Consider the following 25,219-nt stretch of genomic DNA (forward strand, 5'->3'; position numbering starts at 1 on the left):
GACATTCAAATAATCATAAATTTTTTAAGGAGATAACATGAGTCAATTACCAAATTGCCCAAAATGTAATTCAGAATATGTATATGAAGATGGCGCACTTCTTGTTTGTCCAGAATGTGCTTACGAGTGGAATCCTGCTGAGCAAGTTGAAGTGGAAGAAGGCATTGTTGCTATCGATGCAAATGGAAACAAACTAGCTGATGGAGACACAGTAACCTTGATTAAGGACCTTAAGGTTAAAGGTGCTCCTAAAGACCTCAAACAAGGAACTCGTGTGAAAAACATCCGTATTGTTGAAGGTGACCACAACATTGACTGTAAGATTGATGGTTTTGGTGCTATGAAGCTTAAATCAGAATTTGTGAAGAAGATTTAATCATGATTAAAAATGAAAAAGTAATATTTTATAGTCGTATCTTTTTATTTATAGCAGCCTTTACCGGTGTATACTTGGAGATTACCAAGCGCGGTGGTTTAGGGATGTTGCTTTATTACACTGTGCTTTCTAACCTTTTGGTTGTACTTTTTACAGGTTATCTTTTGTTAAAGATGCGAAGTGGTGGTGATAGTTGGCAGAGTCCTGGTATTCTACGTCTCAAAGGTGGCGTCACTATGAGTATTATGATTACTTGTGTCATCTATCATTTCATGCTAGCTCCTTTGACGACAGATTTTTACCGTTTGGAAAATTTCCTTTGCCATTATATTGTCCCTCTCTGGTTTTTAGCAGATACAATTATTTTTGATAAGAGTCGTCAATATAAGTTAGTTGATCCCATGCTTTGGACTAGCCTTCCTTTGCTTTATATGATTTTTGCCCTCTTAAACGGTTTTGTTCTAAAGATGGATGTCCCTAATGCTAAGGATAGTCCCTTCCCTTATTTCTTTTTGAATGCTACCAAACATGGTTGGGGCTTTGTCTTTAAATGGGCAGCAACTATCTTTGTTGCCTACATGGTTTCAGGATATCTCTTTTATCTTGTGAAAAGTATTAAAAAATCTAAGAAATAAAAGTACCCAATGTGGGTGCTTTTTTTTGTGATAGAGATAATTGTACCCGGACAAATCGATTTATTTTATCTTGTTATGCAGTCTTTTATACCTTACAATAAAACTGTAGCTACCAATACAATTATTGAGGAAGAGAAAATGACTGAAAATCGTTATGAATTAAATAAGAATTTGGCACAGATGCTTAAGGGTGGCGTCATCATGGATGTTCAAAATCCTGAACAGGCAAGAATTGCTGAGGCTGCAGGTGCGGCAGCAGTTATGGCTTTGGAGCGAATCCCAGCTGATATTCGTGCAGCGGGTGGTGTCTCTCGCATGAGTGATCCAAAGATGATTAAGGAAATCCAAGAAGCAGTCAGCATTCCAGTTATGGCTAAGGTTCGAATTGGGCATTTTGTTGAAGCTCAGATTTTAGAAGCTATCGAGATTGACTATATTGATGAGAGCGAAGTTCTATCTCCAGCTGACGATCGTTTCCATGTGGACAAGAAAGAATTTCAAGTTCCTTTTGTTTGTGGTGCTAAAGACCTAGGAGAAGCCTTACGCCGTATCGCTGAAGGAGCTTCTATGATCCGTACAAAAGGGGAACCAGGAACAGGAGACATCGTTCAGGCTGTTCGTCATATGCGTATGATGAATCAAGAAATTCGCCGCATTCAAAACCTCCGTGAGGACGAGTTATATGTTGCTGCAAAAGAACTCCAAGTACCTGTAGAATTAGTTCAATATGTCCACGAAAATGGAAAATTACCAGTTGTCAACTTTGCAGCTGGAGGTGTTGCAACACCAGCGGACGCTGCTCTTATGATGCAGCTAGGTGCAGAAGGTGTCTTTGTTGGCTCAGGAATTTTCAAGTCAGGTGATCCTGTTAAACGTGCGGCAGCAATTGTTAAGGCAGTTACCAATTATCAGAATCCTCAAATTCTGGCTCAAATCTCTGAAGATTTGGGAGAAGCCATGGTTGGTATCAATGAGAATGAAATCCAAATTCTCATGGCGGAGCGAGGAAAATAGATGAAAATCGGAATCTTGGCCTTGCAAGGTGCCTTTGTAGAACACGAGAAAATGCTTGCTCAACTAGGAGTTGAAAGTATTGAACTACGAAACCTAGAAGATTTTCAGCAACATCGAAGTGAGCTATCAGGTTTGATTTTGCCAGGAGGTGAGTCAACGGCCATGGGGAAACTGTTGCGAGATCAGCAGATGCTAATTCCTCTAAGAGAGGCTATTCTCAATGGTTTACCAGTCTTTGGAACTTGTGCGGGTTTAATTTTGCTAGCAAAACAAATCACTTCTCAAGAGGAAAGCCATCTAGCGACCATGGACATAGTAGTAGAGCGCAATGCCTATGGACGTCAGCTAGGAAGCTTTTATACAGAAGCTGACTGCAAGGGTGTTGGTAAAATTCCAATGACCTTTATCCGTGGCCCAATTATCAGTAGTGTTGGTGACAGTGTTGATGTTCTAGCGATTGTGAACAATCAAATCGTTGCGGCTCAAGAAAAGAGTATGCTGGTAACCTCCTTTCATCCTGAATTGACAAATGATCTTCGTTTGCATCAGTACTTTATGAATATGTGTAAATAAAAAAAGAGGTTGGGATTTTCCAACTTCTTTTTTACATGTAATAAACAATAGCAATATATTGGAGAGCAGAGGCTGCTAGGATAAAGAGATGCCAAATCATATGGAAGTATGGTTTCTTTTTAGCGTAGAATCCAGCGCCAACTGTATAGCAAAGGCCACCTGATACCATAAGACTCCAAAACATTGGACTTGTCTGACTGATGATTGCTGGTAAGATAGCCAATACAAGCCATCCCATGATGAGGTAAAGGATGAGACTGAATTTTTCATTGACCTTCTTGGCAAAGATTTTATAAAGAATACCGAAAATAGTTGTCCCCCATTGGATAGCAATAATGAGATAACCAAACCAATTATTCATCAGGGTTAAAACCACCGGGGTATAAGAACCTGCAATCGCAACATAAATCATAGAATGGTCGATGATACGAAGCACGTACTTATGAGTTGAACCATAAGCCATAGAATGATAAATAGTTGATGATAAGAACATGAGAAAGAGGCTGATGACGAAGATGGAAACACCGATAGACGATAAGAAACCATGGGCCTCATAACTGTAAGTAGATGAAATGGGAAGTAGGATGAGCATGATAAATGCTCCTACAGCATGGGTGACACTGTTGGCAATTTCTTCTCCAAAACTAAGTCGTTTACTAAGTTTGAAACTAGTATTCATTTGTTTCCTCCTCTTCGGTTTCTGTATAGACTAGTGCAAGTGTTTGATGATAGAGTTTGACCGTTTGGCAGCTGGCCTGGATAATGGGATTAGCTGGATCAATATCTTCATTCATATAGTCCACAAAAGCATTATAAAGTTCTTCTGAATTAGTGTCTGTGTGAAGGGTATTAAGGGTTTGAGCAATTTCTTGGATAGAAAAAACAGACTTGAGAGTGGTAATAGCAATCAATCGTGCGATTTGTTTGCGTTGATATTTTTTCTTTTCAGGTTTACTGATATAACCGTGTTTGACATAGTTGTTCACCATGGATGCTGTCAAACCTTTCTCCTTGTCAGGAGAAGCTGGAGGACAGATTTGATTGACATAGAGCAGAACCTGGTCCAGATAGAGATTGATACTTGGAATTTCTTCCCATTTTGGATAGGAAAAAGTGGTATTCATTTTCAACTCCTTTTTATCTAGTTTTAATAACTAGATTATAAAATATTAGAAATAATAAGTCAAGTTTCAAGTGCTTGTAGAAAGAAATATTTTATGCTATGATGAAAGAAAATAGTATGAAAAGAGGATAAATGATGGAGATTCGCTTAGCCTTTCCAAACGAAGTTGATGCAATTATACAAGTGATTGAGGGAGCCAAGAAATGTTTGGCAGAAGCTGGTAGCACTCAGTGGCAAAACGGCTACCCAGATGCAGATACCATTATTGAAGATATCATCTCTGGTCAAGCTTATGTAGCCCTAGACGAAGGTGATCTCTTAGCCTATGCAGCAGTGACTAAGAGCCCCGAAAAAGCTTATGAAGCAATTTATGATGGTAACTGGGAGGGAAATGAAGCAGAATACTTAGTATTTCACCGTATTGCTGTTGCTAGAGATGTGCAAGGTCAAGGTGTTGCTCAGACCTTCTTGGAAGGCTTGATTGAAGGCTTTGATTACCTAGATTTTCGTTCAGATACACATGAAATAAACAAGGCTATGCAACATATTTTTGAGAAACTTGGCTTCAAACAGGTTGGTAAAGTTCCAGTAGACGGGGAACGCTTGGCCTATCAAAAATTAAAATCAAATGCCTAAGAAGTATGTAAAGATGCTATACAAGTCACCGATTGGCCCCCTATCTCTGCTAGCAGATGACCACTATTTGTTTGGGATATGGATTGAAGAAGAGAGCGATTTTGAGAAGGGATTATCTGAAAATGATGTAACTGTTGTTGACAGTCATCCCATTTTAAATCAAATTACTTCCTATTTAGAGACTTATTTTAAGGGGCAAGATCAAGACTTATCTGGATTACCTTTAGCTCCTGTCGGTAGTGACTTTGAAAAAAGAGTCTGGAACTACTTGCGAGGAATTCCTTTCGGTCAGACAGTTACTTATGGGCAAATAGCTAAGGATTTGCAGGTGGCTTCTGCTCAAGCAATCGGAGGAGCAGTAGGTCGCAATCCCTGGTCTATCCTTGTACCTTGTCACCGTGTGCTAGGTGCTGGAAGACGTCTGACAGGCTATGCTTGGGGACTCGAAAAGAAGGCTTGGCTCTTGAGGCATGAAGGTGCAAGTTATCAAGAAAATAAAAAAATAGAAAGAGAAAAAATGTTAGAATTTATCGAATATCCAAAATGTACAACTTGTAAAAAAGCTAAGAAAGAATTAGATCAACTCGGACTAGAATATAAAGACGTTCATATCGTTGAAGAGACTCCGAGTGAAAAGGTCATTTTAAACTGGCTCGAAACTTCGGGATTTGAATTGAAGCAATTTTTCAACACTAGTGGAATCAAATATCGTGAGCTTGGTTTGAAAGATAAGGTTGGAACGTTGTCTAACAAAGAAGCAGCCAAACTCTTGGCTAGTGATGGTATGCTGTTAAAACGTCCAATACTTGTTGAAAATGGTCTTGTAAAACAAATTGGCTATCGTAAAACATACAATAACTTGGATTTGAATTAGTTTTTTTCTATCTCCTTGATAGATAAAATATATAACCTCCCACTTTTAAAGTATGATAAACTAGAGGGTAGATGAAATCTGATATGCTCGTAGCAAATATTTTTAATTAGAGCATAAGTATGATAGAATGAATCATTATCTTGAGAGGATGTTTCTATGAATGTTACAACGATTTTAGCATCTGATTGGTATCAAAATTTGATGCAATATATTCCAGATGGCAAACTTTTTAGTTGGCGTTCTGTCTTTGATGGGATTCCAAGAATTGTACAGCAATTACCTACAACATTGATGTTAACGGTATTTGGTGCCTTTTTTGGTATCATGCTAGCCCTAGTCTTTGCTATCGTGAAAATCAACCGAGTTAGATTTATTTACCCATTACAAGCTTTTTTTGTTAGTTTCCTAAAAGGAACCCCAATTTTAGTTCAACTGATGTTGACTTATTACGGGATTCCATTAGCTTTGAAAGCCTTGAATCAACAATGGGGAACTTCTCTGAACATTAATGCTATTCCAGCAGCAACATTTGCGATTGTGGCTTTTGCTTTTAACGAGGCAGCCTATGCCAGCGAAACTCTTCGTGCGGCAATTCTTTCTGTAAATCCAGGTGAGATTGAAGCTGCTCGTAGTCTTGGTATGACACGTGCGCAAGTTTATCGTCGTGTGATTATTCCCAATGCAGCAGTAGTTGCAACACCAACCTTGATTAACTCCTTGATTGGCTTGACCAAGGGGACTTCCCTAGCTTTCAGTGCAGGTGTTGTAGAAGTCTTTGCCCAAGCTCAGATTTTGGGTGGTGCAGACTATCGTTACTTTGAACGTTTCATCTCAGTAGCTCTCGTCTACTGGGTGGTAAATATCGTTATTGAAAATCTTGGCCGTTTCATTGAAAGAAAAATGGCTATTACAGCACCAGATAATGTTGAGACAGATGTGAAAGGAGAGCTTCGCTAATGATTAAAATTTCAAATTTAAGCAAATCCTTTTCAGGTCAAACTGTTTTGGATCATCTGAATTTAGATATTCAAAAAGGAGAAGTTGTTGCCTTAATTGGTTCTTCAGGAGCTGGGAAATCAACTTTTCTTCGTAGCCTAAACTATCTAGAAACTCCTGATAGTGGAAGTATTCAGATTGATGATTTCAAAGTTGATTTTTCTCAAATTACGCAAGAAGAAATTCTAACTCTTCGTCGTAAATTATCGATGGTTTTCCAACAGTTTAATTTATTTGAGCGTAGAACAGCGCTAGACAATGTTAAAGAAGGCTTGGTGGTAGTTAAAAAATTATCGGACGAAGAAGCGACTGAAATTGCTAAGGAAGAACTAGCTAAGGTTGGGCTTTCTGATCGTGAACAGCATTATCCGCGTCACTTGTCTGGAGGACAAAAACAACGGGTCGCTATAGCTCGTGCTCTAGCCATGAAACCAGACGTCTTACTCTTGGATGAACCGACTTCAGCACTGGACCCAGAATTGGTTGGTGAGGTAGAAAGATCGATTGCTAATGCTGCAAAATCAGGTCAAACTATGGTTTTGGTTAGTCACGATATGTCATTTGTTGCTCAAGTAGCTGATAAGGTTTTATTCTTGGATAAAGGAAAGATTATTGAATCTGGAACACCGGATGAGATTATCAACCATCCTAAAGAAGAACGAACAAAAGAGTTCTTTGCTAGTTACAAACGGACCTATATCTGATATAATAGAAGATAAGAAAAACTCAGTTGGCTAAGCTAACTGGGTTTGCTCTTTAAAAATAATAGAAATGAGAGAGAGCATGCTAGTTCAGCTATTTGCTTTGTATTTAGAGAGTTTGGTTTTGACGATTTTACTAGTCTTGGTTGTCTTAGGGATTTGGATTGGTTTTAGAGCCCTGTCAGGTGTCGATAAAACTGCTAAGGAGCGTCAGGCTCACCTCTATGATATGATTATGATTGGAGTTCTAACAATTCCAGTATTGTCTTTTGCAACCATGAGCATCTTGTTGGTTCTCAAGGCTTAATAGTTGTCAAATAGGATTTTATCCGTTAGAATAAGAATAGTTACAACAAGAAAGAAGGAAATAGAATGTACGATACGATTATTATCGGTGCAGGTCCTGCTGGGATGACTGCAGCCTTGTATGCAGCTCGCAGCAATCTCAAAGTAGCTTTGATTGAAGGTGGTCTTCCTGGAGGTCAGATGAACAATACTTCTGACATTGAAAACTATCCAGGTTATGCTAACATTAGTGGACCTGAGTTAGCAGAAAAGATGTTTGAACCTCTTGAAAATCTAGGTGTCGAACATCTCTATGGCTTTGTAAAAGATATTGAGAACCATGATGATGTTAAGAAAGTAATCACAGACGATGAAAAATTTGAAACGCGCACAGTTATCGTAGCGACTGGTTCAAAACATCGCCTCTTAGGAGTTCCAGGAGAAGAAGAACTGAATAGTCGTGGAGTTTCCTACTGTGCGGTTTGTGATGGAGCCTTTTTCCGTGACCAAGATTTGTTGGTTGTAGGTGGAGGAGATTCGGCTGTTGAAGAAGCAATCTTCTTAACACAGTTCGCCAAATCTGTAACCATCGTTCACCGTCGTGATGAACTTCGTGCTCAAAGAGTATTGCAAGACCGCGCCTTTGCCAATGATAAAATCAACTTCATTTGGGATTCTGTTGTCAAAGAAATCAAGGGTGAAAACCGTGTGGAGTCAGTTGTCATTGAAAATGTTAAAACAAATCAAGTGACTGAACATGCCTTTGGAGGTGTCTTCATCTATGTTGGTTTAGATCCAGTTAGCGATTTTACAAAAGATTTACAAATCCAAGATGAGTCAGGTTGGATTGTGACAGATGACCACATGAAGACAAGTGTTGCAGGTGTCTTTGCAGTTGGAGATGTTCGTCAGAAAGACCTTCGCCAAGTTACAACAGCAGTTGGAGATGGTGCTATTGCAGGTCAAGAAGCCTATAAATATATTACTGAACACAGTTAAAAAAGTTTCCAATCATTTGATTGGAAACTTTTTTATAATCGATTGCGGAAGACTTCGTACATAAGAATAGCAGCAGCAACGCTTGCATTGAGACTCTGTACATGTCCATTCATTGGAATAGTGATCATCTCGTCCACTTGCTTTTTGATGTTACTTGAGATACCTTTTCCTTCATTTCCGATAATGAGGGCGACCTTTCCACTGGTGTTCCATTTATGGCAAGGAGTTCCATTCATATCAGTTCCAAAGGTCCAAAAGCCTTCTTCTTTTAGCTTGTCCAAGGTTTGGCTGAGATTGGTAACACGAGCGATAGGCACATGCTCGATGGCGCCCGTTGCTGTTTTTGCAACTACGGGTGTCACACCAACAGCTCGATGTTTGGGAATAATGACGCCTGAAACATTGGTTGCATCAGCTGTTCTTAGGATAGAACCTAAGTTATGAGGGTCAGTTAGTCCGTCTAGAATCAATACTAGTGGGTTTTCTTCTTGACGGGTTTTGGCAAGAATCTGCTCAAGTTCTGTGTAGGCAAATTCAGAAACACGTAGGACAAAACCTTGGTGAACAGCTCCTTCAGTCATTTCGGAAAGAGATTTTTTTGAAGTCCAAGAGATGGATACTTTCTTTTCAGTCGCCAGTTCCTTGACTTTTTCTACATTCTTACCTCGTAAATCATCCTGGAGATAGAGTTTGTTTCCAGTATTTGCTAACAGTGCTTCGGTAACGGCGTGAACGCCATAGACAATATCATTTGTTTTCATGGCTCTATTATAACATAAAACCCCGTTGTTGAACGGGATTTTCTTTATTCCAGAATGAGTAAACCTTCTTTGACTGCGAAAGGATCCTTTTCATTGATACGATCATAAAACATAACACCATTTAAGTGGTCGATTTCATGTTGTACAACGATGGAGTTGTAGCCTTTTAGCTTGATGCGATGTTTTTCACCATCCTTGTCAAAGTAGTCAACAGTCACTCGAGCGTGACGGATAACATAACCTGGGACAGCACGATCGACTGATAGGCAACCTTCTCCCTCTCCTAGAGCAGCGTCTTGGACTGAGTGTGAGACAATCTTAGGATTGTACATAACAGCTTGTAAGTCATAGGCTTCTTGAGGTGTTTCACCTTCCTCAGTGATATTAGGAACTAAAACAGCAATGATGCGTTTTGAGATATCTAATTGTGGTGCAGCAAGTCCGACTCCTCCACGTAGACCTAACTTTTCAGCCATAACTGGGTCTTGCGAATGTTTTAAAAATTGCATCATTTTCTCTCCGAGAATGATATCTTGATCACTCAATGGGAAAGTGACTTCCTCGGCAACTGCACGTAGGGTTGGATTGCCCTCGCGGATAATATCTTTCATATCGATTAAATGTGAAGCTTTTGTAATACGTTCTATAGCAGACATCTTCTCTCCTTCCTTCCATTACAATTCCATGATAACACAAAATAGTTGAGAAAGAAAGTCACAGAAGTTGCTAATAAAAGGAAATACCAATTTGTCTGTGATATAATAAAGTAAGGAGACTTGCATCAAAAAGCAAGGAGAAAAGATATGGAAAAACGTAGTAGTAGAAATCAAAAAGATCCTGTCTTAGGACTTGTCAGAAAATTTATTCGTTTTTTTAGAAACTATCGCCAATGGAGTAATAAAACCTTTATTGTGGTTTTGTTAATCGTAGTTGCTATTTCTATGGCATTGACCTTATTAGCTCAAGGAATAAAGGGAGTTCCATTGTGGAATAGGAATGCACCTGCAGTGAATCAGAATTCAGAATCTAAAGGTAAGAATTCCGTAACGGAAGAAGAAACAAGTGCTCGCATCATGGCAAATGGTGATTTGCTCTATCATGACATTATTTATATTTCAGCAAAAAAGGCAGACGGCACCTACGATTTTCATGAAAACTTTGAATACGTAAAACCTTGGCTGAAGCAAGCTGACTTAGTTCTTGGTGATTTTGAAGGAACCGTAAATAAAGACCACTATCTTGCAGGTTATCCTTTGTTTAATGCACCTGGTGAAGTTATGGATGCTATAAAAGATGCAGGCTATCAAGTGCTAGATTTGGCTCACAATCATATCTTGGATTCTCAGATTGAGGGAGTGGTTTCAACTGCAGATGCTATTGAAAAGGCAGGAATGACACCGGTCGGGGTCTATACCCATGAATCACGAGATAAGGCTCCTCTAGTTATTAAGGAAGTTAATGGTATTAAAGTTGCTATTTTAGCTTATTCCTATGGTTTTAACGGCATTGAACAAAGCATTTCACAAGAGGATTATAATCGTTATCTTTCAGACTTAGACGAAGATAAAATGAAGGCTGAAATTGAACGAGCAGAGAAGGAGGCGGATATTACAATTATCATGCCTCAGATGGGAGTTGAGTATCAAATTGAGCCGACTGAGGAGCAAAAGAAACTTTACCATAAAATGATTGATTGGGGTGCTGATATTATCTTTGGTGGTCATCCTCACGTTGTTGAACCAGCTGAAACGGTTGAAAAAGAAGGTGATAAAAAGCTTATCATTTACTCTATGGGGAATTTCATCTCAAATCAACGGATTGAAACCATGCAGGATGTTGAAAATGCCAAGTGGACGGAACGTGGAGTTCTCATGGATGTGACCATTAAGAAGAAATCTGGTAAAACGACTATCGAAACTGCCCAATCCCATCCAAGCTGGGTGAGTAGGACTCCAAAGGGAGGCTATTCTCCAGAAGGATACCCACTCTATCTTTACCAAACTTACGTCCTGGAAGACTTTATTGAGGGTGGGAAATACCGTAGTCAGTTAGACGAGGCTACCAAGGAACGGATTGATACAGCCTATAAAGAAATGAATGAGCATGTAGGGTTGAAGTGGTAGTGATTCGAATCTCAAGGAGACAAAATGGAAATTAAGATAGTAGCAACGGATATGGATGGTACTTTGTTAGATCCAAGAGGTCAACTAGACCTTCCTCGCTTAGAGAAAATTTTGGATAAGCTGGACCACCGTGGCGTTCGGTTTGTCATTGCGACTGGAAATGAAGTTCATCGTATGAGACAATTACTGGGACATCTAGCAGAAAGAGTCGTTCTGGTAGTTGCTAATGGTGCTCGGATATTCGAAAATAATGAATTACTTCAAGCACAAACTTGGGATGATGTCATGGTTGATAGGGCTTTGGACCATTTTAAAGGTAGAGAATGTCAGGATCAGTTTGTCGTAACTGCAATGAATGGTGGTTTTGTAAAGAAAGGTACTGTTTTTACAGAACTTGATAAATTTATGACTCCAGAGATGATTGAAAAGCTCTATCAACGAATGAACTTTGTTGATGAATTTGACCCTAATCTCTTCGGTGGTGTTCTCAAGATGAGTATGGTTGTTGGTGAAGAACGATCAGAATCGGTTTTGCAGGAAATTAATGACCTATTTGATGGGCATGTGCGAGCTGTTTCCAGCGGTTATGGCTGTATTGATATCTTACAGGACGGGATTCATAAAGCGTGGGGGCTAGTAGAATTGCTCAAACGTTGGAACTTAAAACCTGAACAAATCATGGCCTTCGGTGATAGTGAAAATGACATTGAAATGTTAGAGTTGGCAGGAATTTCATACGCTATGGAAAATGCAGAAGAGGCTGTTAAAGAAATTGCGACAAAATTAGCTCCAGCCAACAGTCAGGCAGGTGTTTACAAAGTTTTAGAGAACTGGCTAGAAAGAGGAGAATAACTTGGCAGTACAGCTATTAGAAAACTGGCTCTTAAAAGAGCAAGAGAAAATCCAAACCAAGTATCGTGAACTCAATCAGATTTCGGTAATTGAACCAGATATCATTTTTATTGGAGATTCTATTGTTGAGTATTATCCCTTGCAAGAATTACTAGGGACAACAAAGACTATTGTGAACCGAGGTATTCGAGGCTATCAAACTGGCCTTTTACTTGATAACCTTGATGCCCACCTATATGGTGATGCAGTGGATCAAATTGTGCTTTTGATTGGGACCAATGATATTGGGAAAGATGTTCCAATGAGTCAAGCATTAACAAATCTTGAAAGTGTAATTCAAAGTATTTCTCGTGACTATCCGCTGTCACAGATTAAGCTAGTTTCTATTCTGCCAGTTCATCAAGGGGAAGAATACAAACAGACAGTTTATATTCGTACAAATGAGAAAATCAAGGCCTGGAACCAAGCCTATCAAGAGCTAGCTTCTGCTTACATGCAGGTAGAATATGTATCTGTCTTTGAAGAGCTACTCGATCAGGAAGGGCAACTCAAATCAGACTATACAACAGATGGGCTTCACCTTAGCGTTTCTGGCTATCAGGCTCTAACGGAAGCTTTGAAAACTAGTCTTTCCTAGACATCTACTTGCATTTTTGCTTTTTTAACCTAGATAAGGTATAATATCTTTATAGTCTTTGGGGTCGTTACGGATTCGACAGGCATTATGAGGCATATTTTGCGACTCGTGTGGCGACGTAAACGCTCAGTTAAATATAACTGCAAAAAACAACACTTCTTACGCTCTAGCTGCCTAAAAACCAGCAGGCGTGACCCGATTCAGATTGCTCGTGTCTGATGACAGGTCTTAATTTTAGCGAGATACGATCAAACTTTGTCTAGCAGTTTGATAAGAGATTGATAGACTCGCAGTTCCTAGGCTTGAGTTATGTGTCGAGGAGCTGTTAAAACAATACATAACCTATGGTTGTAGACAAATATGTTAGCAGATGTTTGGACGTGGGTTCGACTCCCACCGGCTCCATTCTGTAAAGTTTCATCAAGTAAGATAAATGTATCGCAGGAGAATTACTCAAGAGGCTGAAGAGGACGGTTTGCTAAATCGTTAGGTCGGGTAACCGGTGCGGGGGTTCGAATCCCCCATTCTCCGTTAGAATTACACTATGTTTTTTCTAAACCATACCCTTGGAGTGAGATTCCAAGAGTAAATTTTATACATTGAGGTATACTATGAAAAAGATTAAGTTGCTCAGTATCTTAGCACTTTCAACATTAGCCTTGGGTGCATGCTCTTTAACATCTAAAAAATCAGAATCTGCTTCTGCAACTACTGAACAAACGACAGAAGAACATAAAAAAGAATCAGCAGAAGAAAAAGTAAAAAAAGATGCAGAAGTTCTTCTAGATGCATTGCTTACGACAGAATCTGCTCGTTTCAAGAAGGTTTACGGTGAAACCTACGAAAAATGGACTGACGCTGTAATTGCAGTTCAAACAAGTGAAAAAATCAAGGAAGATGGTCTTTCACCTGCAACGACTTATACAGTACAATGGCACCAAGATTTTCCTGAAGAAACACCAGAGGAAACAATTTCAGGTTTCTTGAGAATGAAACGTAAGTTATTCCAAGATATCGGTTCTTATACTATCAAAGATGTGAAGGTTGATGAATCAGGTGATTCAGCTACTGTTACATTTACCTCTAAGAAATTACACTCTAAAGGATTGACTTCATCAATTCGAGAAGTGCTTACTATCCTCATTGGGGGTATCGATAACTTAGGTAAGTACAACAAAGCCGGTTCAAATGTTGATGTCAAACGTTACCAAACATTGGTAACATATTGGATTTATGAGCACCTATTCAGAAAAGATTTTGCTACCTATAGTGATGTAGATCCTGAAGCAGCTCTTACACCTCTTACAACTGGTGAATTTGATACAGAAATCAAATTGACAAAAGATAAAGATGGAAATTGGGTAATTTCTCAAGATGACTACCGTACCTTAACAACTGAGATGATGGACACTACAGAGGGATACGACAAGATTGACCGTAAGAACTCTACAAAGGCTAAAAATAAATCAACAGATAAGTCTAAAGACGAAGACAAATCTAAAGATGCCGACAAATCTAAAGACACCGATAAATCTAAAGACAAAGATAAATCAAAAGAAAAAAGTAACGTCTAAAACTTAAGATTTTAATGATAACAAGTAGTTCATGTGAGCTACTTGTTTTTGATTATGGCAGAGATTAAACAAAACTAAGGAAACTTGTTTTGAGGCGTGATCTGATCTTTTTCTAAAATAGCCTGTCCAAGTCCTGAATTTTCTTAAGTTTTTATCATATTTTGTGTTATAATTAAGGGGCGTTAAGAAAAAATTATGAAAAAACTAAATGTTTTTCATATAGTTTTCATTGTTTTAATAGTTTAAAGTCAATCTTATTTTTCTGTAATAGAAAATATTGAAAAAGTAGGTTTAGAAAGAGGTAAAGAGCAATGTCATCTCATAAAAAGGTTTCACTTTCTGAGATTAATCAGTCTATCGAGACTCCAAATAATAATCATTTCTGGCAAAATTTAAAGGCTTTTTTAGGTCCCGGTGCTCTTGTAGCAGTTGGTTATATGGATCCAGGAAACTGGATTACCAGCGTAGTCGGTGGTGCTTCCTATAAGTATAGTCTCTTGTTTGTCATCTTTATTTCATCTCTTATTGCCATGCAGCTTCAGCAGATGGCAGGAAAGCTTGGGATTGTAACCCAGATGGACTTGGCTCAAGCAACGGCTCATCATTCACCCAAATGGCTTCGTTATAGTTTATGGGTGATTTTAGAATTAGCCTTGATGGCGACAGACTTGGCAGAAGTTCTCGGTTCTGCCATTGCTCTCAACCTTCTCTTTAAGATTCCGATTATGATAGCCATCCTCTTGACGGTTCTAGATGTCTTTCTCTTATTGCTTCTGATGAAATTTGGCTTTAAGAAGATTGAAGCTATCGTTACAACACTGATTTTATCCATTCTAGCAATTTTTACCTATCTTGTAGCTTTGTCACATCCAAGCTTCCAAGGAATCGTTGAGGGTTATCTACCGAATGCAACCTTATTTGAAAGTCCTTTGCCAGGACATGAAAGTCAATTAACCTTGGCACTAGGAATCGTGGGAGCAACTGTTATGCCCCATAATCTTTATTTGCATTCATCCTTGTCACAGACACGAAAAATCAATCACAAGGACAAAAATGATGTTCGAAAAGCCGTGCGCTTTATGACTTGGGATTCAAATCTCCAGTTATCATTGGCCTTTGTGGTTAACTCCCTTCTTTTGATCTTAGGGGCGGCCCTCTTCTTCGGACATGCATCTGAAATTTCCGCTTTTTCTCAAATGTATAATGCCTTGCAGGATTCAACCATTGCAGGAGCCATCGCTAGCTCGAGCTTATCAACATTGTTTGCCTTGGCCCTATTAGCCAGTGGTCAGAATTCGACTATCACAGGTACCTTGACAGGACAAATCGTTATGGAAGGTTTCTTACATTTGCGATTGCCTCAGTGGTTCATTCGTTTGACGACTCGTCTCTTTGCCTTGCTGCCTGTTATGATAGTAGCGGTTCTGTTCGGTCATCAAGAAAAAACCTTGGATCAGTTATTGGTCTATTCACAGGTCTTTCTTTCAATCGCTCTTCCATTTTCAATCTTTCCTCTGATTTATCTAACCTCAAAAAAATCACTGATGGGAGAATTTACCAATGCCAAATGGAATACTATCCTTGGTTATATCGTTTCCATTATCTTGACCATCCTCAATGTGAAATTGTTATTTGATATTTTCTAAGAAAATCACCCGAGTTATAAAACAAACATATAAAAAAAGATACCCAAGATTTCTTGGGTATCTTTTTTAGAAAATAAACGGAAGACATGGGATTCGAACCCACGCACGCTTTAACACGCCTACCGCGTTTCCAACACGGCCTCTTAAGCCTCTTGAGTAATCTTCCAATAGTTACTAACCTAGTCTACCACAAAGCCTACTTTCTTGCAAATTTATTTAAAAACTGAAGAAGTTTTGATAGAAAATGAAAGAAAATGATAAAAAATGCTTGACTTTGATTTTTTTTGTGATAGAATGATTAATGTAATCGTTAACAGGAGGTGAGTAGGTGCTAAAAACCGAGAGGAAAAAGTTAATTTTAGAAGAACTAAGAAAACACAAAGTCGTTTCTCTAGAGAAATTAGTAGGCTTGCTAGATACTTCAGAATCCACAGTTAGACGTGATTTAGATGAATTGGAGTCTGAAAATAAACTTCGTCGGGTACACGGGGGAGCAGAGTTGCCTCACTCCTTGCAAGAAGAAGAAACTATTCAAGAGAAATCTGTCAAAAACCTTCAAGAGAAAAAGTTGATTGCGCAAAAAGCAGCTTCCCTCATCAAAGAAAAAGATGTTATCTTTGTGGATGCAGGAAGTACGACAGCCTTTCTCATTATGGAATTGGAGCAAAAAGACATTACTGTAGTAACCAACTCCATTCACCATGCGGTACAATTAGTGGATAAGCAAATCCCGACAGTCATTATTGGTGGTGGCGTAAAGATGACAACGGATGCCAGTATCGGAGGGGTGGCTCTTAACCAAATTAACCAATTACACTTTGATCGTGCCTTTATCGGAATGAACGGGGTAGACGAGGGTTATTATACAACTCCGGATATGGAGGAAGGAGCGGTTAAGCGAGCTATCTTAGAAAATGCCAAACAAACCTATGTCTTGGCAGATTCATCCAAGATTGGTCAGTCTTGTTTTGCTAAGGTAGCTCCTATAAAACGTGCTATTGTCATTACAAGCAAGGGTCACGAGCTCTTGTCAGCTATCAAAGAGAAAACGGAGGTAATAGAAGTATGATTTATACAGTCACACTCAATCCATCTATAGACTACATTGTCCGTTTGGACAAAGTGGAAGTTGGTAGTGTCAATCGTATGGATAGTGATGATAAGTTTGCTGGTGGTAAAGGTATCAATGTTAGCCGTGTCTTGAAGCGTTTGGATATTCCAAATACAGCCACAGGTTTCATCGGAGGCTTTACTGGAAAATTTATCACAGATACTTTAGCTGAAGAACAAATTGAAACGCAATTTGTCCAAGTGGCAGAAGATACGCGTATCAATGTCAAAATCAAAGCAGACCAAGAAACCGAAATCAATGGGACAGGTCCTAATGTTGAGCCCGATCAACTTGAAGAGTTAAAAGCCATTCTTTCAAGTCTGACAGCAGAAGATACAGTAGTATTTGCTGGATCAAGTGCTAAAAACTTAGGCAATGTCATTTATAAGGATTTGATTGCCTTGACTCGTCAGACAGGCGCGCAAGTAGTCTGTGACTTTGAAGGTCAGACCTTAATCGATAGTTTGGATTATCAACCACTTTTGGTCAAACCAAATAATCATGAACTTGGAGCAATCTTTGGAGTCAAGCTCGAAAGCTTAGATGAGATAGAGAAATATGCTCGTGAGTTGCTGGCTAAAGGTGCTCAAAACGTGATTATCTCTATGGCTGGTGATGGTGCCCTTCTGGTAACATCAGATGGAGCATACTTTGCTAAACCAATCAAGGGAACAGTGAAAAACTCAGTTGGTGCTGGTGACTCGATGGTTGCTGGATTTACGGGTGAGTTTGTCAAATCAAAAGACGCAGTAGAAGCCTTCAAATGGGGAGTGGCATGTGGAACAGCAACCACCTTCTCAGATGATTTAGCAACTGCAGCATTTATTAAAGAAATTTATGAAAAAGTTGAGGTAGAAAAAAGATGAGAATTCAAGATTTATTGAGAAAAGATGTCATGTTGCTTGATTTGCAAGCAACTGAAAAAACAGCAGCTATCGAAGAAATGATTCATAGCTTGGTTGAACACGGATACGTGACAGATTTTGAAACCTTTAAAGAAGGAATTTTAGCGCGTGAAGCTTTGACTTCTACAGGCTTGGGCGACGGTATCGCTATGCCACACAGCAAAAATGCTGCTGTTAAGGAAGCGACTGTTCTCTTTGCTAAGTCAAACAAGGGTGTTGACTACGAAAGTCTAGATGGACAACCAACTGACCTTTTCTTCATGATTGCTGCTCCAGAAGGTGCCAATGATACTCACTTGGCTGCCTTGGCAGAATTGTCACAATATTTGATGAAAGACGGATTTGCTGATAAACTTCGTCAAGTAACATCAGCTGATCAAGTAATTGAACTCTTTGACCAAGCTTCAGAAAAAGCTCAAGAACCAGTTCAAGCTCCTGTAAATGAATCTGGTGACTTTATCGTAGCAGTTACAGCTTGTACAACAGGAATTGCCCACACGTACATGGCCCAAGAAGCGCTTCAAAAAGTGGCTGCGGAAATGGGTGTTGGTATCAAGGTTGAAACCAATGGTGCAAGTGGTGTTGGCAACAAATTGACAGCAGAAGATATCCGCAACGCCAAAGCTGTTATCATCGCTGCAGATAAAGCAGTTGAGATGGATCGTTTCGATGGTAAACCATTGGTGAATCGTCCAGTAGCAGACGGTATCCGTAAGACAGAAGAATTGATCAACTTGGCTCTTTCAGGTAATGCTGAAGTCTACCGTGCTGCTAATGGAGCACAAGCTTCAACAGCATCTAACGAAAAACAAAGTCTAGGTGGTGCCTTCTACAAACACTTGATGAGTGGTGTATCACAAATGTTGCCATTCGTTATCGGTGGTGGTATCATGATTGCCCTCGCCTTCTTGATTGATGGTGCTTTGGGAGTGCCTAATGAGAGTCTTGGAAATCTTGGTTCTTACCATGAACTCGCTTCTATGTTCATGAAAATAGGTGGTTCTGCCTTTGGTTTGATGTTGCCAGTATTTGCAGGATATGTTGCCTACTCAATCGCTGAAAAACCAGGTTTGGTAGCCGGTTTCGTAGCTGGTGCTATCGCTAAAGAAGGTTATGCCTTTGGTAAAATCCCTTACGCTCAGGGTGGTGAAGCAACTTCAGCCCTTGCAGGGGTATCATCAGGTTTCCTTGGAGCCCTCGTAGGTGGATTTATCGCAGGTGCCTTGGTGCTCTTGGTTAAGAAATACGTGAAGGTTCCTCGCTCACTTGAAGGTGCTAAATCAATCCTTCTCTTGCCACTTTTTGGAACAATCTTGACAGGCTTTGTCATGCTAGCTGTTAATATCCCAATGGCCGCAATCAACACTGGTATGAATAACTTCCTTGGTGGTCTTGAAGGTGGATCCGCTGTCCTTCTTGGAGTCGTTCTTGGAGGAATGATGGCTGTCGATATGGGTGGACCTGTCAATAAAGCAGCCTACGTCTTTGGTACTGGTACTCTTGCAGCAACAGTGGCAACAGGTGGTTCAGTAGCCATGGCAGCAGTTATGGCTGGAGGAATGGTTCCACCACTTGCAATCTTTGTGGCAACACTTCTTTTCAAAGATAAATTTACTAAAGAAGAACGTAACTCTGGTTTGACGAACATCGTTATGGGCTTGTCATTCATCACTGAAGGTGCGATTCCATTTGGTGCAGCAGACCCAGCTCGTGCTATCCCAAGCTTCATCCTTGGTTCAGCGGTAGCAGGTGGACTCGTTGGTCTTGCAAATATCAAACTCATGGCTCCTCACGGAGGAATCTTCGTTATCGCCCTTACTTCAAATGCTCTTCTTTACCTTGTCTTTGTCTTGGTAGGAGCACTTGTCAGTGGTGTAGTTTACGGTTACCTTCGTAAACCATTAGAAAAATAATCACAAACATATTCAAATGACTGAACACGAAAGTGGGCAGTCATTTTTTAACCCCTCGAAAAGTTTCTGAAATATGATATAATAGAAGCATGGCAAACAAGAATACAACTAAAACAAGACGAAGACCGTCTAAAGCAGAATTGGAAAGAAAACAAGCGATTCAACGAATGCTGATTTCCTTAGCTTTGGCTATCTGTTTAATTTTTGCAGCCCTCAAATGGGGAGCTGTCGGAATCACTGTTTATAACCTGATTCGCTTACTCGTAGGGAGTTTAGCATACTTAGCTATTTTCTCTCTCTTGATTTATCTATTCTTCTTTAAATGGATTCATAAACAAGAAGGCTTGCTAGCAGGTTTCTTCTTTATTTTTGCAGGCTTGCTCCTCATCTTTCAAGCTTATCTTGTCTGGAAGCTTAGCATGGCAAATGCTGTTTTTCAAGGAACGATTGGACAAATCTTTAAAGATTTAACCAGTTTTCAAGTAACAAGTTTTGCAGGGGGAGGCTTGTTAGGGGTAGGTCTCTACATACCAGTAGCATTTTTGTTCTCAAACATCGGTACCTATTTCATCGGGGCCATCTTAATCCTTATCGGAGCTCTTTTAATGAGTCCATGGTCTATCTATGATATTGCTGATTTTCTTTCAGCTCGATTTGCTATCTGGATGGAACGCCGTGAACAGAAAAAACAAGAGCGCTTTATCAAGCGTGAAGAGGAAAAGGCGCGAAGAGAAGCAGAAGAGCAAGCAAGACTTGAAAAAGAAAGAGAAGAGCAGACTTTGCTTGACATGCAGCCTGTAGATATGGAAACTGGAGAAATCTTATCAGACGAACCACTGCAAGAATTTCCTCCACTTCCAGAGGAGGAATGGGTAGAACCTGAAATTATTCTCCCGCAAGCTGATTTTGATTATCCTGAAGAAGGAGACTATCCAGAGGAAGAAGTTTTCTCTGAAGAAGATGATGATGACGAAGAGGTTGAAGTAGATTTTTCTGCTAAAAAGGCCTTGGAGTATAAGCTCCCAAGCTTGCAACTCTTTGCGCCAGACAAACCAAAAGATCAGTCAAAAGAAAAGAAAATCGTTCGAGAAAATATTAAAATTTTGGAAGAAACCTTCGCAAGTTTTGGTATTAAAGTGACTGTAGAAAGAGCAGAAATAGGTCCGTCGGTGACCAAGTATGAGGTTAAACCTGCAGTTGGTGTCCGTGTCAACCGTATTTCCAATCTAGCAGACGACTTGGCCTTGGCTTTGGCTGCTAAAGATGTCCGTATCGAAGCACCGATTCCTGGGAAATCCTTGGTAGGTATCGAAGTTCCTAACTCGGAAATTGCAACTGTTTCCTTCCGTGAGCTTTGGGAACAATCTCAAACAAAACCTGAAAATCTTTTAGAAATTCCTCTTGGGAAGGCCGTTAACGGAACAGCTCGTAGTTTTGATTTGGCAAAAATGCCTCACTTGCTAGTGGCCGGTTCTACAGGTTCTGGTAAATCCGTTGCAGTTAATGGAATTATTGCAAGTATTCTGATGAAGGCTCGCCCGGACCAAGTCAAATTTATGATGGTGGACCCTAAGATGGTTGAGCTTTCAGTATACAACGATATCCCTCATCTCTTGATTCCAGTTGTGACCAACCCTCGTAAGGCCAGCAAGGCCCTTCAAAAAGTCGTTGATGAGATGGAAAACCGCTATGAACTTTTCGCTAAAGTCGGAGTTCGAAATATTGCTGGTTTTAACGCTAAGGTTGAGGAATTCAACGCTCAATCAGAGTACAAACAAGTACCTCTACCTTTAATCGTCGTGATTGTGGATGAGTTGGCTGACCTCATGATGGTTGCTAGCAAGGAAGTAGAAGATGCCATTATCCGACTCGGACAAAAGGCGCGTGCAGCTGGTATTCACATGATTCTTGCAACTCAGCGTCCTTCAGTGGATGTTATCTCTGGTTTGATTAAGGCAAATGTGCCTTCACGTGTAGCATTCGCGGTTTCTTCAGGAACAGATTCACGTACAATTTTGGATGAAAATGGTGCGGAGAAATTGCTTGGTCGAGGGGATATGCTCTTTAAACCAATTGATGAAAACCATCCTGTTCGTCTCCAAGGTTCCTTTATCTCAGATGATGATGTGGAACGCATCGTAAACTTCATTAAGGCTCAAGCTGATGCGGATTATGATGAAAGCTTTGATCCAGGAGAAGTATCTGAGACAGAAGGTGATTTTGGTTCTAGCGATGATGCTGGAGATCCTCTCTTTGAAGAAGCAAAGGCTCTTGTCATCGAGACACAAAAAGCAAGTGCATCCATGATTCAGCGCCGTTTATCTGTTGGTTTTAACCGAGCCACTCGATTGATGGAAGAATTAGAGATGGCTGGAGTTATTGGTCCTGCTGAAGGGACAAAACCTCGTAAAGTCTTACAACAATAAAAAAATAGCTTCTTTCCGAAACTGGAGAGAAGCTTTATTGTTAAGGGTTTGTTTTATTGTCTGTCGCAACTGTATCAGATTGAGCAACTCCATCAGTTTGATTTTTTGGGACGTTGTTAGAAGCTTGAGTAGTCTCTTCTGATTGAACATTATTGTTTTTATCGTCAACTCCACCATTTGCAGAATTAGTTTCTTGGTTGCTTCCTTGATTCTGTGCAGGTGCATTGGATTCAGCGGGAGCTTCCTTTTGAACTTCCTTGATAATGGTTGTTTGTGGAGTCGTATCTTTATGATCCTTGTTTTTATCTAAAGCATTCATGATAGTGATACTAGCTGTAATCAAACCAAGGATACTGGCTAAAGTTGCAATTGTTTTTTGAAAGACGGTAAAGCCTTTTTTGATATGTTCAGTTTTAGGTTTTGATTTTCTGCGATAGTTAGACATAATTTCTCTCCTTTACCATGATTCATTATACCCAAAATCTTTAAAAAAAACTTAAATGAACCTGAACGGCATTTCTTGTCGCCTGAACTGTTTCGTGTTACAATAGAAGGAGTGATTTTAGAAAGCGTGAAAAACTATGATTTACTTTGATAATTCGGCTACGACCAAGCCTTATCCTGAAGTACTTGAAACTTACATGCAGGTGTCTGCAAAAATTATTGGTAACCCATCTAGCCTTCATCGTTTGGGTGATCAGTCTACCAGAATTTTAGAAGCTTCTCGTCAGCAGATTGCAGATTTAATTGGTAAGAAAAGCGAAGAAATCTTCTTTACCTCTGGTGGTACCGAAGGAGATAACTGGGTTATCAAAGGTGTCGCTTTTGAAAAAGCTCAGTTTGGTAAACACATCATCGTGTCAGAAATTGAGCATCCAGCGGTTAAGGAGTCTGCTCTTTGGTTTCAGACTCAAGGATTTGAGGTGGATTTTGCACCAGTAGATGAAAAAGGATTTGTAGATGTGGCTGCTTTAGAAAATCTACTTCGTCCTGATACAACGCTAGTCTCTGTTATGGCAGTCAACAATGAAATTGGATCAATCCAGTCTATTGAAGCTATCTCAGAACTATTAGCAGATAAGCCAACGATTTCCTTCCATGTTGATGCGGTTCAAGCTTTAGCTAAGATTCCGACAGAAAAGTATTTGACTGACCGAGTGGATTTTGCAACCTTCTCTAGTCATAAATTCCACGGAGTTCGTGGTGTTGGATTTGTTTATATCAAGTCTGGCAAGAAAATCACCCCCCTATTAACTGGCGGTGGCCAAGAGCGCGACTATCGTTCAACAACTGAGAATGTAGCAGGAATTGCAGCAACAGCCAAGGCACTGCGTCTAGCTATGGAAAGATTGGAATTGTTTACAAGAAAAACAAGTCAGATGAAGTCAGTCATTCGGCAAGCCCTACTCGAATATCCAGACATTTTTGTTTTCTCAGGTGAGGAAGACTTTGCGCCTCATATTCTGACTTTTGGGATTAAGGGTGTCCGTGGTGAAGTCATCGTTCATGCATTTGAAGACTATGATATTTTCATTTCCACAACCTCTGCTTGCTCGTCCAAGGCAGGAAAACCTGCTGGTACCTTGATTGCCATGGGGGTTGAAAAAGATAAGGCTCAGTCAGCAGTACGCGTCAGCCTAGACCTAGAAAATGACATGAGTCAAGTTGAGCAATTTTTGACCAAACTAAAATTAATTTACAATCAAACTAGAAAAGTAAGATAGGAGCATTCATGCAATATTCAGAAATTATGATTCGCTACGGGGAACTTTCAACCAAAGGTAAAAACCGTATGCGTTTCATCAATAAACTACGTAATAATATCTCAGATGTTTTATCTATCTATCCTCAAGTCAAGGTAACTGCTGATCGCGACCGTGCCCATGCTTATCTTAATGGAGCCGACTATGCAGCAGTAGCTGAGTCTCTCAAACAGGTTTTCGGGATTCAAAACTTTTCTCCAGTATATAAAGTTGAAAAATCTGTCGAAGTTCTTAAATCTGCTGTCCAAGAGATTATGCAGGACATCTATAAGGAAGGCATGACCTTTAAAATCTCTAGCAAACGTAGTGATCACAACTTTGAACTGGATAGTCGAGAACTCAACCAAACTCTTGGTGGAGCAGTATTTGATGCTATTCCAAATGTGCAAGCACAAATGAAAAATCCTGACATTAACCTTCAAGTGGAAATTCGTGAGGAAGCAGCCTATCTTTCTTATGAGACCATTCGAGGAGCAGGTGGCTTGCCAGTTGGAACTTCTGGTAAAGGAATGCTCATGTTGTCAGGTGGGATTGACTCACCTGTTGCTGGATATCTAGCTCTAAAACGTGGAGTAGATATCGAGGCTGTTCACTTTGCGAGCCCACCGTACACCAGTCCAGGCGCCCTCAAGAAAGCGCAGGATTTGACCCGTAAACTGACTAAGTTCGGTGGAAATATCCAGTTTATCGAAGTGCCTTTCACGGAGATTCAAGAAGAGATTAAGGCTAAGGCCCCAGAAGCTTACCTCATGACTCTGACTCGTCGCTTTATGATGCGGATTACCGACCGTATCCGTGAAGTGAGAAATGGTTTGGTCATCATCAATGGTGAAAGTCTTGGTCAGGTGGCAAGCCAAACTCTTGAAAGTATGCAGGCTATCAATGCCGTGACCAATACACCAATTATCCGTCCAGTTGTGACTATGGACAAGTTGGAAATCATTGACATTGCGCAGGAAATTGATACTTTTGAAATTTCTATCCAACCTTTTGAAGACTGCTGTACGATTTTTGCGCCTGATCGTCCCAAAACAAATCCAAAGATTAAGAATGCTGAACAGTATGAAGCCCGTATGGATGTTGAAGGATTGGTTGAGCGAGCAGTGGCAGGAATTATGATTACTGAAATTACCCCTCAAGCTGAGAAAGATGCGGTTGATGAGTTAATTGATGACCTCCTTTAATCAGAAAAACCAGAGGAAAAAATATAATAAGTAAAAAAGTTAGTTTATTGTCCTAAATTTGGACGGAAACTGACTTTTTTTCTATTTTTATGATATAATTAGGTAAAATTTT

26 protein-coding genes, 2 tRNA genes, 1 other RNA gene and 1 pseudogene are annotated in these 25,219 nt (G+C 39.9%); 24 read left to right on the forward strand and 6 right to left on the reverse strand.

Annotated features, from left to right (window positions below):
- The first annotated feature begins 37 nt into the window (after positions 1-37).
- The 4 genes from ACLNCS_RS03405 to pdxT all read left to right on the forward strand — a co-directional run bounded on the left by ACLNCS_RS03405 (position 38) and on the right by pdxT (position 2,598).
- Positions 38-376: a zinc ribbon domain-containing protein YjdM gene (locus tag ACLNCS_RS03405; RefSeq protein WP_074324234.1), complete on the forward strand. Its 339-nt coding sequence runs from the start codon at positions 38-40 to the stop codon at positions 374-376.
- A 2-nt stretch (positions 377-378) separates the two neighbouring features.
- Entirely contained in the window at positions 379-1,011 is a 633-nt protein-coding gene (locus tag ACLNCS_RS03410) for a Pr6Pr family membrane protein (protein WP_049494849.1), read from the forward strand.
- Positions 1,012-1,149: 138 nt separating this feature from the next.
- Positions 1,150-2,025, forward strand: coding sequence for a pyridoxal 5'-phosphate synthase lyase subunit PdxS (gene pdxS, locus ACLNCS_RS03415; RefSeq protein ID WP_004253907.1), 876 nt, complete (start codon positions 1,150-1,152; stop codon positions 2,023-2,025).
- Positions 2,026-2,598, forward strand: a complete 573-nt coding sequence (pdxT, locus tag ACLNCS_RS03420; RefSeq protein WP_004253909.1) for a pyridoxal 5'-phosphate synthase glutaminase subunit PdxT — start codon at positions 2,026-2,028, stop codon at positions 2,596-2,598.
- Between the two features lie 31 nt (positions 2,599-2,629).
- On the opposite strand, the gene trhA is transcribed toward pdxT, so the two are convergent.
- Positions 2,630-3,277, reverse strand: coding sequence for a PAQR family membrane homeostasis protein TrhA (gene trhA, locus ACLNCS_RS03425; RefSeq protein WP_004253913.1), 648 nt, complete (start codon positions 3,275-3,277; stop codon positions 2,630-2,632).
- On the reverse strand, positions 3,267-3,722 hold the full coding sequence (locus ACLNCS_RS03430) for a DUF1836 domain-containing protein (RefSeq protein ID WP_004253915.1): 456 nt from the start codon (positions 3,720-3,722) through the stop codon (positions 3,267-3,269). Before ACLNCS_RS03430 ends, trhA begins: the two co-directional genes overlap by 11 nt.
- A gap of 134 nt (positions 3,723-3,856) precedes the next feature.
- Here ACLNCS_RS03430 and ACLNCS_RS03435 point away from each other — a divergent pair, with 134 nt between their 5' ends.
- From ACLNCS_RS03435 to trxB, 7 genes and pseudogenes are all read left to right on the forward strand, one after another.
- Positions 3,857-4,357: a GNAT family N-acetyltransferase gene (locus ACLNCS_RS03435; protein ID WP_004253923.1), complete on the forward strand. Its 501-nt coding sequence runs from the start codon at positions 3,857-3,859 to the stop codon at positions 4,355-4,357.
- Between the two features lie 13 nt (positions 4,358-4,370).
- A pseudogene (locus tag ACLNCS_RS03440) lies at positions 4,371-4,859 on the forward strand (methylated-DNA--[protein]-cysteine S-methyltransferase); the annotation flags it as partial.
- A 15-nt stretch (positions 4,860-4,874) separates the two neighbouring features.
- Complete coding sequence (locus ACLNCS_RS03445) at positions 4,875-5,231, forward strand: Spx/MgsR family RNA polymerase-binding regulatory protein (protein WP_036757721.1); 357 nt, start codon at positions 4,875-4,877, stop codon at positions 5,229-5,231.
- 156 nt (positions 5,232-5,387) lie between these two features.
- Positions 5,388-6,188, forward strand: a complete 801-nt coding sequence (locus tag ACLNCS_RS03450; RefSeq protein ID WP_049494837.1) for an amino acid ABC transporter permease — start codon at positions 5,388-5,390, stop codon at positions 6,186-6,188.
- Positions 6,188-6,931, forward strand: coding sequence for an amino acid ABC transporter ATP-binding protein (locus tag ACLNCS_RS03455; protein WP_004253930.1), 744 nt, complete (start codon positions 6,188-6,190; stop codon positions 6,929-6,931). The genes ACLNCS_RS03450 and ACLNCS_RS03455 overlap by 1 nt, the downstream gene beginning before the upstream one ends.
- Before the next feature lie 79 nt (positions 6,932-7,010).
- Complete coding sequence (locus ACLNCS_RS03460; protein WP_004253933.1) at positions 7,011-7,235, forward strand: DUF4059 family protein; 225 nt, start codon at positions 7,011-7,013, stop codon at positions 7,233-7,235.
- Positions 7,236-7,300: 65 nt separating this feature from the next.
- Positions 7,301-8,212: a thioredoxin-disulfide reductase gene (trxB, locus tag ACLNCS_RS03465; RefSeq protein ID WP_424847212.1), complete on the forward strand. Its 912-nt coding sequence runs from the start codon at positions 7,301-7,303 to the stop codon at positions 8,210-8,212.
- A gap of 32 nt (positions 8,213-8,244) precedes the next feature.
- Here trxB and rlmB read toward each other — a convergent pair whose 3' ends face one another.
- Positions 8,245-8,973 (reverse strand): 23S rRNA (guanosine(2251)-2'-O)-methyltransferase RlmB, encoded by a 729-nt coding sequence (gene rlmB / locus ACLNCS_RS03470; protein ID WP_070677535.1) that lies wholly within the window; start codon positions 8,971-8,973, stop codon positions 8,245-8,247.
- Positions 8,974-9,017: 44 nt separating this feature from the next.
- On the reverse strand, positions 9,018-9,629 hold the full coding sequence (def, locus tag ACLNCS_RS03475; RefSeq protein WP_070677533.1) for a peptide deformylase: 612 nt from the start codon (positions 9,627-9,629) through the stop codon (positions 9,018-9,020).
- 147 nt (positions 9,630-9,776) lie between these two features.
- Between def and ACLNCS_RS03480 the strand changes: the two genes are divergently transcribed.
- From ACLNCS_RS03480 to ACLNCS_RS03510, 7 genes are all read left to right on the forward strand, one after another.
- Positions 9,777-11,096 carry a CapA family protein gene (locus ACLNCS_RS03480; RefSeq protein WP_424847215.1) on the forward strand — a complete coding sequence of 440 codons (1,320 nt, stop codon included), beginning with the start codon at positions 9,777-9,779 and terminating at the stop codon, positions 11,094-11,096.
- Between the two features lie 24 nt (positions 11,097-11,120).
- A complete protein-coding gene (locus ACLNCS_RS03485) occupies positions 11,121-11,948 on the forward strand; it encodes a Cof-type HAD-IIB family hydrolase (protein WP_424847217.1) in 828 nt (275 codons plus the stop codon).
- 1 nt (position 11,949) lies between these two features.
- The gene (locus ACLNCS_RS03490) at positions 11,950-12,585 is read left to right on the forward strand and encodes an SGNH/GDSL hydrolase family protein (RefSeq protein WP_006148806.1); all 636 of its coding nucleotides are present in this window, start codon (positions 11,950-11,952) and stop codon (positions 12,583-12,585) included.
- Between the two features lie 60 nt (positions 12,586-12,645).
- Positions 12,646-12,993, forward strand: a transfer-messenger RNA (tmRNA) gene (gene ssrA, locus ACLNCS_RS03495).
- A 35-nt stretch (positions 12,994-13,028) separates the two neighbouring features.
- A tRNA-Ser gene (locus ACLNCS_RS03500) sits at positions 13,029-13,116 on the forward strand.
- 80 nt (positions 13,117-13,196) lie between these two features.
- Entirely contained in the window at positions 13,197-14,159 is a 963-nt protein-coding gene (locus ACLNCS_RS03505) for a hypothetical protein (RefSeq protein WP_424847219.1), read from the forward strand.
- Between the two features lie 311 nt (positions 14,160-14,470).
- Positions 14,471-15,805: an Nramp family divalent metal transporter gene (locus ACLNCS_RS03510; protein WP_074324227.1), complete on the forward strand. Its 1,335-nt coding sequence runs from the start codon at positions 14,471-14,473 to the stop codon at positions 15,803-15,805.
- Between the two features lie 78 nt (positions 15,806-15,883).
- Here ACLNCS_RS03510 and ACLNCS_RS03515 read toward each other — a convergent pair.
- Positions 15,884-15,971 (reverse strand) — tRNA-Ser (locus tag ACLNCS_RS03515).
- 162 nt (positions 15,972-16,133) lie between these two features.
- Here ACLNCS_RS03515 and ACLNCS_RS03520 point away from each other — a divergent pair.
- From ACLNCS_RS03520 to ACLNCS_RS03535, 4 genes are all read left to right on the forward strand, one after another.
- On the forward strand, positions 16,134-16,874 hold the full coding sequence (locus tag ACLNCS_RS03520; protein WP_424847222.1) for a DeoR/GlpR family DNA-binding transcription regulator: 741 nt from the start codon (positions 16,134-16,136) through the stop codon (positions 16,872-16,874).
- Positions 16,871-17,782: a 1-phosphofructokinase gene (pfkB, locus tag ACLNCS_RS03525; RefSeq protein WP_414292673.1), complete on the forward strand. Its 912-nt coding sequence runs from the start codon at positions 16,871-16,873 to the stop codon at positions 17,780-17,782. Before ACLNCS_RS03520 ends, pfkB begins: the two co-directional genes overlap by 4 nt.
- Positions 17,779-19,734 (forward strand): PTS fructose transporter subunit IIABC, encoded by a 1,956-nt coding sequence (locus ACLNCS_RS03530; RefSeq protein WP_414292674.1) that lies wholly within the window; start codon positions 17,779-17,781, stop codon positions 19,732-19,734. The genes pfkB and ACLNCS_RS03530 overlap by 4 nt, the downstream gene beginning before the upstream one ends.
- Positions 19,735-19,874: 140 nt before the next feature.
- Positions 19,875-22,160, forward strand: coding sequence for a DNA translocase FtsK (locus ACLNCS_RS03535; protein ID WP_414292676.1), 2,286 nt, complete (start codon positions 19,875-19,877; stop codon positions 22,158-22,160).
- Positions 22,161-22,200: 40 nt separating this feature from the next.
- On the opposite strand, the gene ACLNCS_RS03540 is transcribed toward ACLNCS_RS03535, so the two are convergent.
- Positions 22,201-22,605 (reverse strand): DUF6556 family protein, encoded by a 405-nt coding sequence (locus tag ACLNCS_RS03540; RefSeq protein ID WP_254804240.1) that lies wholly within the window; start codon positions 22,603-22,605, stop codon positions 22,201-22,203.
- 136 nt (positions 22,606-22,741) lie between these two features.
- Between ACLNCS_RS03540 and ACLNCS_RS03545 the strand changes: the two genes are divergently transcribed.
- Positions 22,742-23,884, forward strand: coding sequence for a cysteine desulfurase family protein (locus tag ACLNCS_RS03545; RefSeq protein WP_247921373.1), 1,143 nt, complete (start codon positions 22,742-22,744; stop codon positions 23,882-23,884).
- 8 nt (positions 23,885-23,892) lie between these two features.
- Positions 23,893-25,107, forward strand: a complete 1,215-nt coding sequence (thiI, locus tag ACLNCS_RS03550) for a tRNA uracil 4-sulfurtransferase ThiI (RefSeq protein WP_247921374.1) — start codon at positions 23,893-23,895, stop codon at positions 25,105-25,107.
- The last annotated feature ends 112 nt before the right edge of the window (positions 25,108-25,219 follow it).

This window comes from Streptococcus sp. CL9.43 (assembly GCF_049737935.1).
GTDB lineage: Bacteria > Bacillota > Bacilli > Lactobacillales > Streptococcaceae > Streptococcus > Streptococcus infantis_I.

Excerpts from the sequence above, each read along its gene's own strand:
- ACLNCS_RS03485 (WP_424847217.1), top strand. The coding sequence starts at position 11,121 with ATGGAAATTAAGATAGTAGCAACGGATATGGATGGTACTTTGTTAGAT.
- trhA (WP_004253913.1), bottom strand. The coding sequence starts at position 3,277 with ATGAATACTAGTTTCAAACTTAGTAAACGACTTAGTTTTGGAGAAGAA.
- ACLNCS_RS03540 (WP_254804240.1), bottom strand. The coding sequence starts at position 22,605 with ATGTCTAACTATCGCAGAAAATCAAAACCTAAAACTGAACATATCAAA.
- rlmB (WP_070677535.1), bottom strand. The coding sequence starts at position 8,973 with ATGAAAACAAATGATATTGTCTATGGCGTTCACGCCGTTACCGAAGCA.
- pfkB (WP_414292673.1), top strand. The coding sequence starts at position 16,871 with ATGATTTATACAGTCACACTCAATCCATCTATAGACTACATTGTCCGT.
- ACLNCS_RS03510 (WP_074324227.1), top strand. The coding sequence starts at position 14,471 with ATGTCATCTCATAAAAAGGTTTCACTTTCTGAGATTAATCAGTCTATC.
- ACLNCS_RS03410 (WP_049494849.1), top strand. The coding sequence starts at position 379 with ATGATTAAAAATGAAAAAGTAATATTTTATAGTCGTATCTTTTTATTT.
- ACLNCS_RS03445 (WP_036757721.1), top strand. The coding sequence starts at position 4,875 with ATGTTAGAATTTATCGAATATCCAAAATGTACAACTTGTAAAAAAGCT.
- ACLNCS_RS03460 (WP_004253933.1), top strand. The coding sequence starts at position 7,011 with ATGCTAGTTCAGCTATTTGCTTTGTATTTAGAGAGTTTGGTTTTGACG.
- pdxT (WP_004253909.1), top strand. The coding sequence starts at position 2,026 with ATGAAAATCGGAATCTTGGCCTTGCAAGGTGCCTTTGTAGAACACGAG.
- thiI (WP_247921374.1), top strand. The coding sequence starts at position 23,893 with ATGCAATATTCAGAAATTATGATTCGCTACGGGGAACTTTCAACCAAA.
- ACLNCS_RS03430 (WP_004253915.1), bottom strand. The coding sequence starts at position 3,722 with ATGAATACCACTTTTTCCTATCCAAAATGGGAAGAAATTCCAAGTATC.
- ACLNCS_RS03450 (WP_049494837.1), top strand. The coding sequence starts at position 5,388 with ATGAATGTTACAACGATTTTAGCATCTGATTGGTATCAAAATTTGATG.
- ACLNCS_RS03505 (WP_424847219.1), top strand. The coding sequence starts at position 13,197 with ATGAAAAAGATTAAGTTGCTCAGTATCTTAGCACTTTCAACATTAGCC.
- ACLNCS_RS03435 (WP_004253923.1), top strand. The coding sequence starts at position 3,857 with ATGGAGATTCGCTTAGCCTTTCCAAACGAAGTTGATGCAATTATACAA.
- ACLNCS_RS03405 (WP_074324234.1), top strand. The coding sequence starts at position 38 with ATGAGTCAATTACCAAATTGCCCAAAATGTAATTCAGAATATGTATAT.
- trxB (WP_424847212.1), top strand. The coding sequence starts at position 7,301 with ATGTACGATACGATTATTATCGGTGCAGGTCCTGCTGGGATGACTGCA.
- def (WP_070677533.1), bottom strand. The coding sequence starts at position 9,629 with ATGTCTGCTATAGAACGTATTACAAAAGCTTCACATTTAATCGATATG.
- ACLNCS_RS03545 (WP_247921373.1), top strand. The coding sequence starts at position 22,742 with ATGATTTACTTTGATAATTCGGCTACGACCAAGCCTTATCCTGAAGTA.
- ACLNCS_RS03480 (WP_424847215.1), top strand. The coding sequence starts at position 9,777 with ATGGAAAAACGTAGTAGTAGAAATCAAAAAGATCCTGTCTTAGGACTT.
- ACLNCS_RS03455 (WP_004253930.1), top strand. The coding sequence starts at position 6,188 with ATGATTAAAATTTCAAATTTAAGCAAATCCTTTTCAGGTCAAACTGTT.
- pdxS (WP_004253907.1), top strand. The coding sequence starts at position 1,150 with ATGACTGAAAATCGTTATGAATTAAATAAGAATTTGGCACAGATGCTT.
- ACLNCS_RS03530 (WP_414292674.1), top strand. The coding sequence starts at position 17,779 with ATGAGAATTCAAGATTTATTGAGAAAAGATGTCATGTTGCTTGATTTG.